This window comes from Streptomyces pacificus, assembly GCF_011766325.1.
Taxonomy (GTDB): Bacteria; Actinomycetota; Actinomycetes; order Streptomycetales; family Streptomycetaceae; genus Streptomyces; species Streptomyces pacificus.
In genome coordinates this window covers 274,539-287,777 of sequence record NZ_BLLG01000001.1, presented here as the reverse complement: position 1 = coordinate 287,777, position 13,239 = coordinate 274,539, and the positions used below count along the sequence as shown (strand labels likewise).

The following is a 13,239-nucleotide window of genomic DNA, read 5'->3' as shown; positions in this document are numbered from 1 at the left end:
AGCGATCAGGGGTCGTCGACAACGGCTCCCGAACGAAAGCGCGCACGAGGGAGTCCGGCTCGACCGCCGGACGGAGGAGAGGGGGAAGCGCCGACATGCCGACCTGCCCGAACGGACACCGGTCGGGTTCCGACGACTGGTGCGAGGTCTGCGGCCAACGCACGGCCGGGGCGGGGGCTCCGGCCGGCGCCGTTCCGCCGCCGGCCCCTTCACCGCCGCCCGCACCGGGCTACGGATACCCGGGCCCCGGAGACCCGAACGCGACAGCCCAGGCGGAGCTGTGCCCGCAGTGCCGCACGCCCCGCGAGCCGATGGCCCCGTTCTGCGAGGAGTGCCGCTGGAACTTCCTCACGCACACGGCGACGTCGTACACCCCCGTGACCCCGCCCGACCGGCCCGGCCCCGGCGGTCCGCCGTCCGGGCTGAACCTGCCGCCCGGCTTCCAGGCACAGCAGCAGCCGCGGCCGCCGCAGGACCCCTTCGCGTACCAGGGCTCGCGTCCCTCGCAGGTGAACCGGCCCGCCGAGCCGCTCGGCGAGCACCCCCCTACGGCCCGGCCGCCGTACGAGGGGCCCCCTCCGCCGCCTCCTCCCCCGCCGCCGTTCCCGCGGCCGGGGACATCCGGCTCCGAGGACGTCTCCGAGTCGCCCGGACGGCAGCGCCCCTCCGGCCCACCCGAGTTCGACGGGCCGGCGACCCCGCCACGGCACGGGTTCCCGTCCGTTCCGCCGGCGGCGGCGACTACCGGCTTCCCGGAGGCCGTCCAGGCCCCTCCGCAGCAACCGCTGAGCACCGGTGAGGACGACTGGATGCTCTCCCCTCCCCCGCACACCCCGCACACCCCGCACACCCCGCAGCAGCCCGGCGGGCGACATCAGCAGGCGCCCCCGCCACCGCAGAACCCGTACGAGCCCGCCGGGTGGACGGCGGTCATCGCCCCCGACCGCGCGTACTTCATGGCGATGATGCAGCGCAGCGGCCCCGAGGCGGCCGGACTGAGCCTGCCCGCGTACTCTCCGGAGCAGCGGCTCGCGCTGTCCGGCGACCAGATCACCATCGGCCGCCGCCGGCACTCCACCGGCGAGTCGCCCGACATAGACCTCTCGGTGCCGCCGGAGGACCCGGGCGTGTCGCACAAGCACGCGGTACTGGTCCAGCAGCCGGACGGGTCGTGGGCCGTCGTCGACCAGAACTCCACGAACGGCACCACGGTGAACGGCTCGGAGGACCCGATCCAGCCGTACGTCCCCGTCCCCCTGCGAAACGGCGACCGGGTGCACGTGGGCGCCTGGACGACGATCACCGTCCTCCGGGTCTGAGCCCGGTCACCCGGCATCGCCGGGCACTCCGAGGGGCCGGGCGTCCGGCCCCTCGGGACCGTCCGGCCACGCCCGGCGGCCGCCCCTCGCTCACGGTGGCCACAAGGCGCCCGGCTCCGGACGGCCTACGCGCCGCCGGAGCGCGAGCGCCTCGCGCCCGGATCGCCTCGGCGGCGGGCCCGGCCGAAGGCCCCGTGCCGTGCCCCGCCGGCCCGTGCCGTGCAGCGCGGTGCGGTGCGGTGCCGCCGTGAGCGCGGTGGAATGCAAGGGCCCTCGCATCGGCCGCCCGGCGCGAGGGCCCTTCCGCTGGCTCGGACCGGGGGAGAGGCCGTCAGGGTTCTACGATGACCCGGTGACCGAGACGCTGCCCCCCGTGGGTATTGACCTCTTCGACGTTGAACGGCTCCAGCTCACGGAGGCCGTGGAACCGCCACTGTCACCTGCGGATGAATCGGCGAGAGACAGCGTGTGGAACAAGGCGGTCCAGACCAACCCGACCCTCTTCGACGGGCCTGTGGTGGCCTGTGGGGGGCTGGAGTGGACGGGCCCGCGCATGGTGCGGCTCTCCTGGGTGCGGGTGACCTACCGGCACTACGCACTGCGGCGCGTTCCCGGCGCCACGGCGCTGCCCTCGTTGTTCGTGAACGTCGTCCAGCCGACCGATGACGGCCGGGTGCTGGCGGCGAGGATGTCGTCTTCTACGGCTGCCCCGGGCCGGTGGCAGCTGCCGGGAGGTTCCGTGGAACCGCCGCGGGAGGGCGCAGAGCTGAACGAGCCGGCCCTGGCCGGCCAGGCCGCGCGGGAGCTGGTCGAGGAGTTGGGGATTGACGCGGCCCCCGAGGCGTTGAGGCTGTGGGTGGTCACGCGCGGCGAGAACGGCAGTATCGGTCTGACCTACCTTGCCCCGGTCCTTCCCGAGGCGGCGGTGCGTGCACGCTTCGCCGCCGCTGTGGACGCCGAGCGAGCCCGCGGGCGTGAACCCGAACTCGACGGCATTGCGCTGGTGCGATCACCGGGCGAGCTGGCCGGCCTGAGCGGTCCGCACGCGGACTACCTGGAGCCGATCGTCCGTCGCTACGCCGCGGCGCATCGAGGTCCGGCGCATCGCTCAGGTGTCGTCGAGGAAACTGCGTCCGCGTTCGTCGAGTTCTGCCACGCATCGAAGGCCGCGGGCCCGGAAGCGCGCGAGGTCGCCGCGCATCCGTGAGACGGCCTTACGGGTCCGGACGGAGCGGACGCCGTCCATGTGGTCGATGGCCTGATGCCAGGTGGCGCACGCCTGCTCGATGCTGCCGCGCTTGAGGTGCATCTCGGCACCCGCGACCAGGTCCAGGGCGACGATTCGCGCGTACGTATCGGCGGGGCGGGCCGTGGCGGCCAGCGCGTAGTGCTCGGCGGCGGCCCGGTGGTCGCCCAGCGTCTCGTGGACCTTGGCGGTGCGCGAGTACACCGACGCGGCCGGAGGCCCCCTTCACGTGGGGCTCTCCTGGCGCGACCCGACATCACGCGATGAAGTCCGCATTACGGGATGAAACAACGGGAGAAAACGACCTCTAAGGCCCCTGGGTCCACGGGGTCAAGTGCACCGATCAGACATTTCCGGGTGATCATGAGCGGTGGATACGGTCAGTGCGCCTGTACGCCGACGCACACAAGGATGTCACCCGTGACCAGATCGTCCTCCTCGCCTGCCGCCAAGGGCACGCCTCGCGCCTACGGTCTGGGTCCGCGTGTGGCCGCGGTACTTGTCTTCGGCTGCTCGGCTGCGGTCCTGGTGGTCGAGATCGCCGCTTTGCGACTGCTGGCTCCGTACCTCGGCCTCACTCTCGAAACCAGCACGATGGTGATCGGCATCGCCCTTACTGCGATCGCCCTCGGTTCCTGGCTGGGTGGTCTCATCGCCGACCGGGTCGATCCACGCTGGCTCATAGGTCCGTCGCTGGGGGTATCGGGGGTGGTCGTGGCGCTCACTCCCGCTGTGCTGCGCGCCACTGCGGAGTGGGCGCCGCCAATGCTCTTGCTGCTTGCGTCGCTGACCATCCTGGTGCCGGGCGCCCTGCTCTCCGCGGTGACGCCGATCGTGACCAAGCTGCGTCTCACCAACCTTGCTGAGACCGGGAGCGTGGTCGGCCGCCTGTCCGGCGTCGGGACTGTCGGCGCCATCGTCGGCACGGTCCTCACCGGGTTCGTGCTCATGTCCCGCTGGCCGGTCAGCGGCATTCTGATCGGCCTGGGAACGCTGCTGGTCGTCGGTTCGGTGCTGATCGGGTGGCGAACACGCACGTGGCGCGGCACCACGGCCCTGACCCTCGCGCTCGTCGTCGGCAGCCTTGCCGCTACGGTTGCGCCCGGGGGCTGCGACACGGAGACCCGGTACCACTGCGTACGGGTCGTGGCGGACCCCGACCGGAGTGGCGGCCGCGTCCTCGTCCTCGACGGCCTGCGGCACTCCTACGTCGACCTCGACGATCCGACGCACCTGGAGTTCACGTATGTGCGCGCCATCGTGTCAGTGGTCGACACCGCCTTTCCTGAAGGTGCCCCCCTCTCCGCCCATCACCTCGGCGGTGGCGGGCTGACGATCCCCCGGTACCTCGCGGCCACCCGGCCGGGGACGCGCAGTGCGGTCTCCGAGATCGACGGCGGAGTTGCACGCGTCGACCGCGACCGACTCGGGCTGAGGTCGGCCCCCGGTGTCACCGTACGCGTCGAGGACGGCCGACTCGGTCTGCGACGGCTAGACGCAGGCAGCCGTGACCTTGTCGTTGGCGATGCCTTCGGGGGTGTCAGCGTGCCGTGGCACCTCACCACTCTGGAGGCGATGGCCGACGTGCGGCGCGTGCTCGACGAGGACGGGCTGTACGTCGCCAACCTCATCGACCACGGCGACCTGGCCTTTGCACGTGCCGAAGCAGCCACCCTTCGCGCGACCTTCGAGCACGTCGCCCTCATCGGCAAGCCCTCCGACATCGGCACCGCCCCGAGCGGCACCACCCCGAGCGGCACCGCCCGGGGCGGCAACCTGGTGGTGATCGCCTCCACCCAGCCGATCGACCTGCGCGCTGCCCAGGATGCGTTGGACGCCCGGCAAACCGGCTGGAGAATCGCCACAGGCAACGATCTCGCCTCCTGGATCGGCGACGCCACACTACTTACTGACGACTACGCACCCGTCGACCAGCTTCTCCAGTCCTGATGTGCCGTCTCATGAGGTTGGTGCCACGCCGTACAGTCATGGCGAATGCCCGCAGCCGACTCCAACGGCTGCGGGCCTTCGCTGATGCGGATCAATCGGGGTGGATACTCACGTGGTGCTGCGCCCTTTTGGAGCCCAGCGGGAGAGCTTGTTGAGAGGGCGGCAGGGGCGGCAGTCGGCGGGGTGCTCGTGCTCGCCACGCAAGTGCAGCATGACGGCGATCCCGGTGAAGAGGACACCCAGGCAGATCAGCACGTACAGCACGTCGAGTGCGGTCTTCATCAAATCTCCCCGGCGGTCAGGACGAGGGTCTCGGCGGCGTGGGTCTTGCGGCGGGCGTGCTCGGCGTCCAGTTCCTCGTGCAGTCGGGCGGCCTCCGCCTCGGCGTCGATGTCGGGCTTGGTCACCGGGGGGTGGCCGACGGGGAGGATGTACTGCTCGTAGGCGTCGGCCATCAGGTCGGCGTCCTCTCCCCGGCGCAGGGACGCCTGGCGCATCAAGGTCTCGGCGGGGGACTTCCACGCGTCGATCGCACGGTGCGCGTTGTCCACGGCGACCACTTAGGCGTGGTGGCCGTGCAGCCAGCTGCCCTTGCTGTTCGGATCGGCCAGCGCCTCCCACCGGAGGTCGACCGGGTGCCGGGCTCGGTTGCGCTCGGCGCGGGCATCTTCCTCCTCGGCGAGCGCGGCGCGCAGGTCGTTGTACTGCCCCACCGCCATGCTCAGCGTCGTGCTGCGGGTCAGCCGTCTGACCCGCATGCACGAAGACGGCAGGGCCGGCACCGGGGACGAGTACCCGCGCGTGCGCCCGCGGCCCGAGGCCGCCATCTCCTGGCCGGGGCGCGTCCGCAACCGGGGCGCGGTGTGCGACCGGAGGGCGGCTTCCGGCCGGAGGTCCTAGGGCCCGGGTCCTCCGCCGGTCCGTCTGAGAGCATGGAGTGGTGAACGAGATTCGGCGGGGCACACTTCAGGAGCAGACCTTCTACGAGCAGGTCGGCGGCGAGGAGACCTTCCGCCGCCTGGTCCGGCGGTTCTACCAGGGCGTCGCCGGGGACCCCCTGCTGCGGCCGATGTACCCGGAGGAGGACCTGGGACCGGCCGAGGAACGCCTCAGGCTCTTCCTGATGCAGTACTGGGGCGGGCCGCGCACCTACAGCGACCACCGCGGCCACCCCCGCCTCCGTATGCGCCACGCTCCGTTCACCGTCGACAGGGCCGCGCACGACGCCTGGCTCCGGCACATGCGGACCGCCGTCGACGAACTCGGCCTCGCTGAGGAGCACGAGCGGCAGCTCTGGGACTACCTCACCTACGCCGCCGCGTCGATGGTGAACACCGCGGGCTGACCCTCCCCGGGCCCGTGCCCGACATCTCCCGTCGGCGTCCCGGCACCACCCGCAGCAGTCCCCGAGCGCCTCACCCGGCCCGTCGCGATCATGTCGCCCCGGGCCCACGCCCGGATCAGCCGGGGCCGCCTCCCGCGCCTGCTCCTGTCCGCTCCCGTCTGCCCCCCTCCGCTCCCGTCTGCTCCCGTCCGCTCCCGTCTGCTCCTGTCCGCTCCCGGCCGACCGGAACACGCACCGCGGCGGCACAACAGAGCGGCGCTGCCGCAAGCGGAAGCGGGCCCGGCGCCGGCCAGGCCCGCCGGAACCGATCCGGCGGCAGCTCATGCCCGGGTCCGGGTCCGGACCCAGCAGCCTCCGGGCGGGGTCCGGACGGGTCGAGGTCGGAGCGGAAGCGCCGACCGGAGCGGGACTTCCCGGAGCAGACCGGGGCGAACCCCGGCACACCGAACGGGAAGTGCCGCGGCCCGAGCCGGGCGTCCCCGGATCAGACCAGGGTGACCTCCAGCGTGCCAAGCCCGGCCCCGCGCACCGCGACCGATCCGAACGGCGTCCGCAGCCGGAGCCAGCCGCCCGCGGCCAGCAGCGCGGGAGCGGGGGCATCGTGCGGGGCGGGCCGGAGGAAGCCCAGCGCCTGCGCGGCGTGCACCGCCCGGAGCGGCAGCCCCGTGTCGCCGAGGGGCCTGGACCAGATCTCGCGGCCGATCCGGTCGCGTTCGGCGCGGGAGCGGTGCCCGGCGGGCAGCGCCTCGTCCCGTGCGCGGAACTCGGCGACCGCGGCTGCCACCGCTCCCCGCAGCCGGTCGGGGGCGGGGAGTCCCGGCATCTCCCGCCAGCCTCCCCGAGGAGGCAGCACACCCGTCCACGGGGGGCCGGTGACGGCGGTCGGCACGGAGAGCCGCGAACCCCCGACCGACTCCAGAAGTTCGCCCGCGGACACCGTGACGTCCAGCCCGACCGGTTCCGCCAGCCGCGCCGTCCGGATCGCGAGGACCTCGAACGACGGCGGTCGGCCGAACACGGCGAGCGCGCCCCCGCCGGCCTGCAGCCGCACCGCGGCCGCCCGGTCGTAGTGGATCAGCCGGCCGAGGAAGGCGGCGAGGTCCGCCGCCTCCCGGGCATCGGCCAGCCGAAGGGTCTGCACCGGCGCGGTCATGCCGCGAGCGCGTCCTTCACGCCCCGCTCCTCGTCCAGGTACTCCCGGAGGAAGGACTTCTCCTCGGCGGTGATGCGGCGCGGGCGCCCGGCCGACAGGTCGTACGGGACGACGACGGTCGACGCCCGTACGTACACCTGTCCCGGGTCCTTGATCTCGTAGGCGATCGTGAGCGACGCCGCGCCGATCTTCGTCACCCAGGACTCGACGGTCACCGGCTCGTGGCGGTGCACCAGCGGACGCACATAGTCGATCTCATGACGGGCCACGACGGACCCGCCGGAGAACGACGGCGAACCGTTCCCCGGCGCCAGCCGGAACATGAAGTCGATGCGGGCTTCCTCCAGATAGCGGAGGAAGACCACGTTGTTGACGTGCCCGAAGGCGTCCATGTCCGACCAGCGCAGGGGACAGCTGTAGATATGGCGAGCCACGTGCTGCCTGCCTCAGCCCCGGGTGAGCTTCTTGTAGGTGGCGCGGTGCGGACGGGCCGCGTCCGGGCCGAGCCGCTCGATCTTGTTCTTCTCGTACGACTCGAAGTTGCCCTCGAACCAGAACCACTTGGAGTCGCCCTCGTAGGCCAGGATGTGCGTGGCGACCCGGTCGAGGAACCAGCGGTCGTGCGAGACGACCACGGCGCAGCCCGGGAAATCCAGCAGGGCGTTCTCCAGGGAGGAGAGCGTCTCCACGTCCAGGTCGTTGGTCGGCTCGTCGAGGAGCAGCAGGTTGCCGCCCTGCTTCAGGGTGAGCGCGAGGTTGAGGCGGTTGCGCTCACCGCCGGAGAGCACACCGGCGGGCTTCTGCTGGTCCGGCCCCTTGAAGCCGAACGCCGACACATACGCGCGGGACGGCATCTCGACCTGGCCGACGTTGATGTAGTCCAGCTCGTCCGAGACGACGGCCCACAGCGTCTTCTTGGGGTCGATGTTCTCGCGGCTCTGGTCGACGTAGCTGATCTTGACGGTGTCGCCGACCTTGATCTCTCCCGCATCGGGCTTCTCCAGGCCCTGGAGCATCTTGAACAGCGTGGTCTTGCCCGCGCCGTTGGGGCCGATGACGCCGACGATGCCGTTGCGCGGCAGGGTGAAGCTCAGGTCGTCGATGAGGACCTTCTCGCCGAAGGCCTTGCTCAGGTTCTCGACTTCGACGACCACGCTGCCCAGGCGGGGGCCCGGCGGGATCTGGATCTCCTCGAAGTCCAGCTTCCGGGTCTTCTCCGCCTCGGCGGCCATCTCCTCGTAACGGGCGAGCCGCGCCTTGGACTTGGCCTGGCGGCCCTTGGCGTTGGAGCGGACCCACTCCAGCTCTTCCTTCAGGCGCTTCTGGCGCTTGGCGTCCTTCTGGCCCTCGACCTTCAGACGCGCGGCCTTGTTCTCCAGGTACGTGGAGTAGTTGCCCTCGTAGGGGTGCGCCCGGCCGCGGTCCAGCTCGAGGATCCACTGGGCGACGTTGTCCAGGAAATACCGGTCGTGGGTGATGGCGACGACGGTGCCGGCGTACTTCGCGAGGTGCTGCTCAAGCCACTGGACGGACTCGGCGTCCAGGTGGTTGGTGGGCTCGTCGAGCAGCAGCAGGTCCGGGGCCTCCAGCAGCAGCTTGCAGAGCGCGACGCGGCGCTTCTCCCCACCGGAGAGGTTGACGACCGGCCAGTCGCCGGGCGGGCAGCCCAGCGCGTCCATGGCCTGCTCCAGTTGCGCGTCGAGATCCCAGGCGCCTGCGTGGTCCAGGTCCTCCTGGAGCTTGCCCATCTCCTCCATCAGCGCGTCGGAGTAGTCGGTGGCCATCAGCTCGGCGATCTCGTTGAACCGGTCGAGCTTGCCCTTGACCTCGGCGACGCCGTCCTGGACGTTCTCCAGAACCGTCTTGCTCTCGTCGAGCGGGGGCTCCTGCAGCAGGATGCCGACGCTGTAGCCGGGCGAGAGGAAGGCGTCACCGTTGGAGGGCTGCTCAAGACCGGCCATGATCTTCAGCACGGTCGACTTGCCGGCGCCGTTCGGGCCTACTACACCGATCTTCGCACCGGGCAGGAAGCTCAGCGTGACGTCGTCAAGGATCACCTTGTCGCCGTGCGCCTTGCGCGTCTTGCGCATGGTGTAGATGTACTCAGCCAAGAGAAACCGTCCGGCAATCAGTGAGTGGGCAGATACACCCCATCTTGCCGTACCGCCACCCCGGGAACGAAACCCGTATGGCGCGGGCTCCGCGACCTGCCGCTTCACGGATCCCTTCGGTAGCCGATCCGTCACCGGCCGCGGTCGTGGCCCGGGTAGTGGTGTGGATGGTCACATGCTCCGCGTTCCGGTTCGAGGCCCATGGCGATCTCCGGGCGGGCTCCACCGGCCGAGAGGAACACCTGTGCCGGCGCAGCCCTTCCGGCAGCGCCGGCCCGTCTCACACGCCGGTCACTCCGTCGACCTGCTCCCGGATGAGGTCGGCATGACCGTTGTGGCGTGCGTACTCCTCGATCATGTGCACCATGATCCAGCGCAGGGACACTCGTCGATCGCCGATGTGACCCGCTTCCTGCTCGGACAGGTGGCCGGAGTCGTCCAGCGACGCGTCAGCGATCAGCTGACGCCCCCGGGCGACCTCCGCCTGCCATGCAGCCGTCACCACGTCGAGTCCTCGTTCCGGCTGAAGGACGAAGCCGTCGGGATTGCCCTCCCCGAAGACAGGCGACACGGTCAGACCTGCGAACACGCGCTGGAACCAGTTGCGCTCCACCTCGGCCATGTGCTGAACGAGACCGAGCAGCGTCATCGACGACGGTGACGCCGCAGCCAGCCGTAATTGATCGTCTTTGAGGCCCGAACACTTCAGGGCCAGAGTCGCGCGGTGAAAGTCCAGCCACGCTTCCAGCATGGCGCGCTCGTCGGCATGCGCGGGCGGGATCGGCCGTCCATCCGGTGTTGTCTTCATGAGCACACCCTGGCAGCGGCGGCCATGGACCACGGTCGTCTTCGCTCACGACGAACATGCGTCTCGCTCGTCTTCCACCACGGGTCGGCGGCAGTGACACACCCGCGGTGGACCGGGCCGGTCCCCGGAGGCGTTCGGGCGGGCTGGGGCGCACGCGCGGGAGGGACCGAGGCAGAGGCGACGGCACCGCGGCGATGCCCGGCGGCGCCGCGCCTCGCTGTCGCACTGCCTCAGGCATCTCGGCGAACCTGCTTCTGCCTGCTGCGTTCGACGCGTGGACGGCCCGGGAGTACCACCCGGGCTGCACGCTCGAGCGTGACGCCGACGATGCGGTGGTGCACTCCAGCACCCCGGCGGAAGCGGAACGGGTCCTGGCCGCACTGCGGTCCAGGATGGCCGGGGTCGGTCTGGAACTGCATCCGGACAAGACCGGGATCACGTACGGCAGGGACGGTGTACGGCAGGGACGGCAACCGTCGGGGCCGGTTTCCGGTGCCTGAGTTGGGCCACACCGTGCGCCCGAAGTGCTTCGCCCACCGGACCTGGGCGACCCCGGCAGGGGCGAGGCCCGGAACGACGAGAGCCGTATGGCGGGAGACCGTCACATGCGGTTCCGTGGGAGCCCGGGGTGAGATTCCCCCGGGCGACCCGACTGCGCGTCCGTTTTCCGGGTCGAGTCCACCCGTCCCTGCGGAGCGGCGTCAGGGCGCGCGTCGGGCGCGCCCCGGCGGGCCCGTTCAGTCGTCCTCCTTCGAGGGTGCCTTCCTCGTGTGCACGAACAGCACCGCGGCGCCGCCGACGACCACGAGTGCGATGGCCGTGCCCACGATGACCGGGGTGGCAGGGGAGGCGCCGGTCGCCGCGAGGTTGTCGTCGATGCCCGTGCTTCCGGCCGAGAAGGCGCTGGGCTGAGGCGCCGGCTGGTCCGGGAGCGGACCGGCACTGCCGGTGGTCTTGCAGTCCAGCACGCCCTTGAAGTGCTTCGAGAAGCCGTCCTGCCCGGAGACCGTGAAGTCGTAGGCCTGGTCCTCGGGCACGGGGACGGTCACGGTGCGGGACTCACCGGGCGCTATGGCGTGCTCGACACCCTGCAGCCCGAAGGTGAACTGCTCGTCGCCCCTGTTGGTGGCCGTGATGTCGATGCCGCCGGCGGCGCAGTTCTTCTTCGCGGTGAGTGCGGGTATGGGGCCCTTGCCGGCCCAGGTGGCGGTGGCCGTCGCGGAGACCGTGGAGCGGCTGGAGCCTGCCAGGATCTGCGTCTGGCTCTTGGTCGCCCCGGAGAAGGCCCGCCCCACCGGCACACTGGTGCTGGCCTGCAGGCTCAGGGCCGCGCTGCCGTCGATGGCCCCGTCCGGAACGTCGAAGTACAGCCTGCTGCCGTCGACCGCGGTGGTGAGGGGACTGCCCGCCTGGTCGGTCACGATGACGCCACTGGCCGCGGAGTCCACGGGCGGTGTCACCGTCACACTGTCCGCGTCGGTACGGACCGTTATCGGCCCGAGCCGCCCGCCCGCCTTCCCCGAGACCGCGTTCGGTTCGAGGCTCAGCGAGGCGCGGGGCTCGTCGATGCGTTCGGCCTTGCTCTCGAGCCAGTCGGCCAGTTGCTCTGCCGCGGGATCGAGCGCCTCGACCCCGGCATCGTCCGAGTACCGCCAGATCGCGACCTGGGTGCCGGCCGCCGCGGTCCGCTCGGTGAGCGGACCGGTACCGGCCCGCTCGGCAAGCGCCACCAGGTCGTCGACCTGTGGATACGAGTGCTGCAGGATCCACTGGATCTTCCCCGCATCGCTGTTGCGGCCGAGCGAGGTCTGCTCCCAGGGCGTCTCCAGGTATCTGGCCTGCGGCTGCGTGGGGTTGTGCATGTCGACGCAGTACGTCTTGAGTCTGCCGCCGCCGTCGACGGTCATCTCGAACAGACCAGCGGGCAGTTCGTGCCGCTGTCCGCCGTCGTGCAGGACGGCGCGGTCGAAGGTGGTCAGGCCGTCCAGTGTCGCGGTCGCACCGCCCTGGTGCTGAGGGATGTCCTCGGCGGCCGCGGACCCCGCGGAGGCTATGGCACCGGCCGCGAACAAGCCGGACACCACGGCCGTCACGGCGAGCCGGGCGGCGCCCCGCCGACGTACAGAGAGCGCAGTCAACACAGAATTCCCCTTCGGGCGAGGCCCTTTGGCGTGGGGTGTGTGGGGGACGTGCCTCGCCGGCAGACTCAAGTGCCCCGTGAGTATTGAGGAATCCTAAGGATCCGGCGCGTCCCGTTCCCCCGTCATACCGTCAGACAACCATTCCGAATCGGAATCGTTATCACCGTCGGCACACCCCGCCAACTGTCGACAAGTCCCCATGGCCGTGGTTCAGGGCAGGCATCGAACACCGCCAGGCTCCGTGATGCGGACATCCGCCCCAATCAGGGACATCTTGTGTCTTGGAGCCGGAACGGACTCCCGGCCGGCGGTACCGGCAGGTCGCCCGCGCCCCTGCGTCCGCCCCGAGGCGGCACGCGACCGGTCCGGGGCGGGTCCGGCCGAGTCCGATCGACCGGGCCGGAACGGATCGACTCCGGCGGTTTGCGCAGTAACCGCAGTAACCGCAGAGACCGCAGTGAGCGCAGGCGCCGAAGGAGCGGAGAGAGCCGGGACTTCGGCGGAAACCGTCGGCGGCGCGGGTGCCGCCGGAGGTGTCGGAGGCGGGGTCGATGTCGGAGGCGGTGTCGGAGGCGGGGGCGTCCGTGCGGGCAGGTCCACGGCAGCCGGGGCGGGTGGGACCGCAGCGGTCACGGAGGGTGGCGGGGACGCCGGGGAGGTGGCCGCGGCCTGCCGACCCGTCAGCCTCGCCTCCGTTCGCGTCACACGACGGAACGCCGACGTCCCGCGCGCCAGGTCGTGCCCGGCCGCCACCGCATCGATGTCGACCGACGTCCTGGGCTTGCCTTCCCACTCCTCCTCGCGGACCCTCAGGCGGCCGTGCACAACGAGCGGTTCACCCACCGCGACCGAAGCCGCGAGGTTCGCGCCCAGCGCCCGCCAGGCCCACACCGTGTAGAAGCTGGTGGGCCCGTCGGTCCAGCCGTCCCGCTGACGGTCCCACCTCCGGGAGGGGACGGCGAAGCGGAAGCGCGCCCTGCCCCCGGTCGCCGAATCGCGGTACTCCACAGCCGTCGCGACATTCCCCGTCAGCGTCACCATCACGTCGGTCATGACGTTCCCCCTGTCTCATATCCCGTATCGGGTGTGTGTCCGCGCGCCGTCGCGCCGACGTGTCCATACTGGGCCGCCGGGCGAATTCCGGCTGCCGCCTGTGGACAAGGGCA

General features: G+C 71.2%; 15 protein-coding genes. 5 read left to right on the top strand and 10 right to left on the bottom strand.

The window, feature by feature from the left end; translation table 11 throughout:
• The first annotated feature begins 95 nt into the window (after positions 1–95).
• Entirely contained in the window at positions 96–1,319 is a 1,224-nt protein-coding gene (locus tag SCWH03_RS01230) for an FHA domain-containing protein (RefSeq protein ID WP_173260680.1), read from the top strand.
• A gap of 352 nt (positions 1,320–1,671) precedes the next feature.
• Entirely contained in the window at positions 1,672–2,526 is an 855-nt protein-coding gene (locus SCWH03_RS01225; RefSeq protein ID WP_254076488.1) for an NUDIX domain-containing protein, read from the top strand.
• On the opposite strand, the gene SCWH03_RS01220 is transcribed toward SCWH03_RS01225, so the two are convergent.
• A complete protein-coding gene (locus tag SCWH03_RS01220; RefSeq protein WP_254076487.1) occupies positions 2,428–2,769 on the bottom strand; it encodes an NsdA family TPR-like regulatory protein in 342 nt (113 codons plus the stop codon). The two genes, SCWH03_RS01225 and SCWH03_RS01220, sit on opposite strands and share 99 nt — an antisense overlap.
• A 207-nt stretch (positions 2,770–2,976) precedes the next feature.
• Here SCWH03_RS01220 and SCWH03_RS01215 point away from each other — a divergent pair, with 207 nt between their 5' ends.
• A complete protein-coding gene (locus tag SCWH03_RS01215) occupies positions 2,977–4,515 on the top strand; it encodes a fused MFS/spermidine synthase (RefSeq protein WP_173260678.1) in 1,539 nt (512 codons plus the stop codon).
• 108 nt (positions 4,516–4,623) lie between these two features.
• Here SCWH03_RS01215 and SCWH03_RS01210 read toward each other — a convergent pair whose 3' ends face one another.
• Genes SCWH03_RS01210 through SCWH03_RS01200 form a run of 3 tightly spaced genes read right to left on the bottom strand, consistent with a single transcriptional unit; the run spans position 4,624 to position 5,273 of the window.
• Entirely contained in the window at positions 4,624–4,797 is a 174-nt protein-coding gene (locus SCWH03_RS01210; protein ID WP_173260676.1) for a hypothetical protein, read from the bottom strand.
• Positions 4,797–5,066: a hypothetical protein gene (locus SCWH03_RS01205; RefSeq protein ID WP_173260674.1), complete on the bottom strand. Its 270-nt coding sequence runs from the start codon at positions 5,064–5,066 to the stop codon at positions 4,797–4,799. Before SCWH03_RS01205 ends, SCWH03_RS01210 begins: the two co-directional genes overlap by 1 nt.
• Positions 5,067–5,075: 9 nt before the next feature.
• Positions 5,076–5,273 carry a hypothetical protein gene (locus SCWH03_RS01200; RefSeq protein WP_173260672.1) on the bottom strand — a complete coding sequence of 66 codons (198 nt, stop codon included), beginning with the start codon at positions 5,271–5,273 and terminating at the stop codon, positions 5,076–5,078.
• Positions 5,274–5,455: 182 nt separating this feature from the next.
• On the opposite strand from SCWH03_RS01200, the gene SCWH03_RS01195 reads away from it, so the two are divergent.
• Positions 5,456–5,860, top strand: coding sequence for a globin (locus SCWH03_RS01195; RefSeq protein ID WP_173260670.1), 405 nt, complete (start codon positions 5,456–5,458; stop codon positions 5,858–5,860).
• 484 nt (positions 5,861–6,344) lie between these two features.
• On the opposite strand, the gene SCWH03_RS01190 is transcribed toward SCWH03_RS01195, so the two are convergent.
• From SCWH03_RS01190 to SCWH03_RS01175, 4 genes are all read right to left on the bottom strand, one after another.
• The gene (locus tag SCWH03_RS01190) at positions 6,345–7,013 is read right to left on the bottom strand and encodes a DUF8010 domain-containing protein (protein ID WP_173260668.1); all 669 of its coding nucleotides are present in this window, start codon (positions 7,011–7,013) and stop codon (positions 6,345–6,347) included.
• Complete coding sequence (locus SCWH03_RS01185) at positions 7,010–7,447, bottom strand: acyl-CoA thioesterase (protein WP_123187778.1); 438 nt, start codon at positions 7,445–7,447, stop codon at positions 7,010–7,012. The genes SCWH03_RS01190 and SCWH03_RS01185 overlap by 4 nt, the downstream gene beginning before the upstream one ends.
• A 12-nt stretch (positions 7,448–7,459) precedes the next feature.
• Entirely contained in the window at positions 7,460–9,124 is a 1,665-nt protein-coding gene (gene ettA / locus SCWH03_RS01180; RefSeq protein WP_173260666.1) for an energy-dependent translational throttle protein EttA, read from the bottom strand.
• Between the two features lie 280 nt (positions 9,125–9,404).
• On the bottom strand, positions 9,405–9,932 hold the full coding sequence (locus SCWH03_RS01175; protein ID WP_173260664.1) for a DinB family protein: 528 nt from the start codon (positions 9,930–9,932) through the stop codon (positions 9,405–9,407).
• Between the two features lie 335 nt (positions 9,933–10,267).
• Here SCWH03_RS01175 and SCWH03_RS01170 point away from each other — a divergent pair, with 335 nt between their 5' ends.
• Complete coding sequence (locus SCWH03_RS01170; RefSeq protein WP_173260662.1) at positions 10,268–10,432, top strand: hypothetical protein; 165 nt, start codon at positions 10,268–10,270, stop codon at positions 10,430–10,432.
• Between the two features lie 237 nt (positions 10,433–10,669).
• Here the strand turns inward: SCWH03_RS01170 and SCWH03_RS01165 are convergent, their stop codons facing one another.
• Together SCWH03_RS01165 and SCWH03_RS29740 are read right to left on the bottom strand one after the other, a co-directional pair.
• Positions 10,670–12,070 (bottom strand): Cys-Gln thioester bond-forming surface protein, encoded by a 1,401-nt coding sequence (locus tag SCWH03_RS01165; RefSeq protein ID WP_173260660.1) that lies wholly within the window; start codon positions 12,068–12,070, stop codon positions 10,670–10,672.
• Between the two features lie 213 nt (positions 12,071–12,283).
• Entirely contained in the window at positions 12,284–13,114 is an 831-nt protein-coding gene (locus SCWH03_RS29740; RefSeq protein ID WP_308788854.1) for a single-stranded DNA-binding protein, read from the bottom strand.
• Positions 13,115–13,239 lie beyond the last annotated feature (125 nt).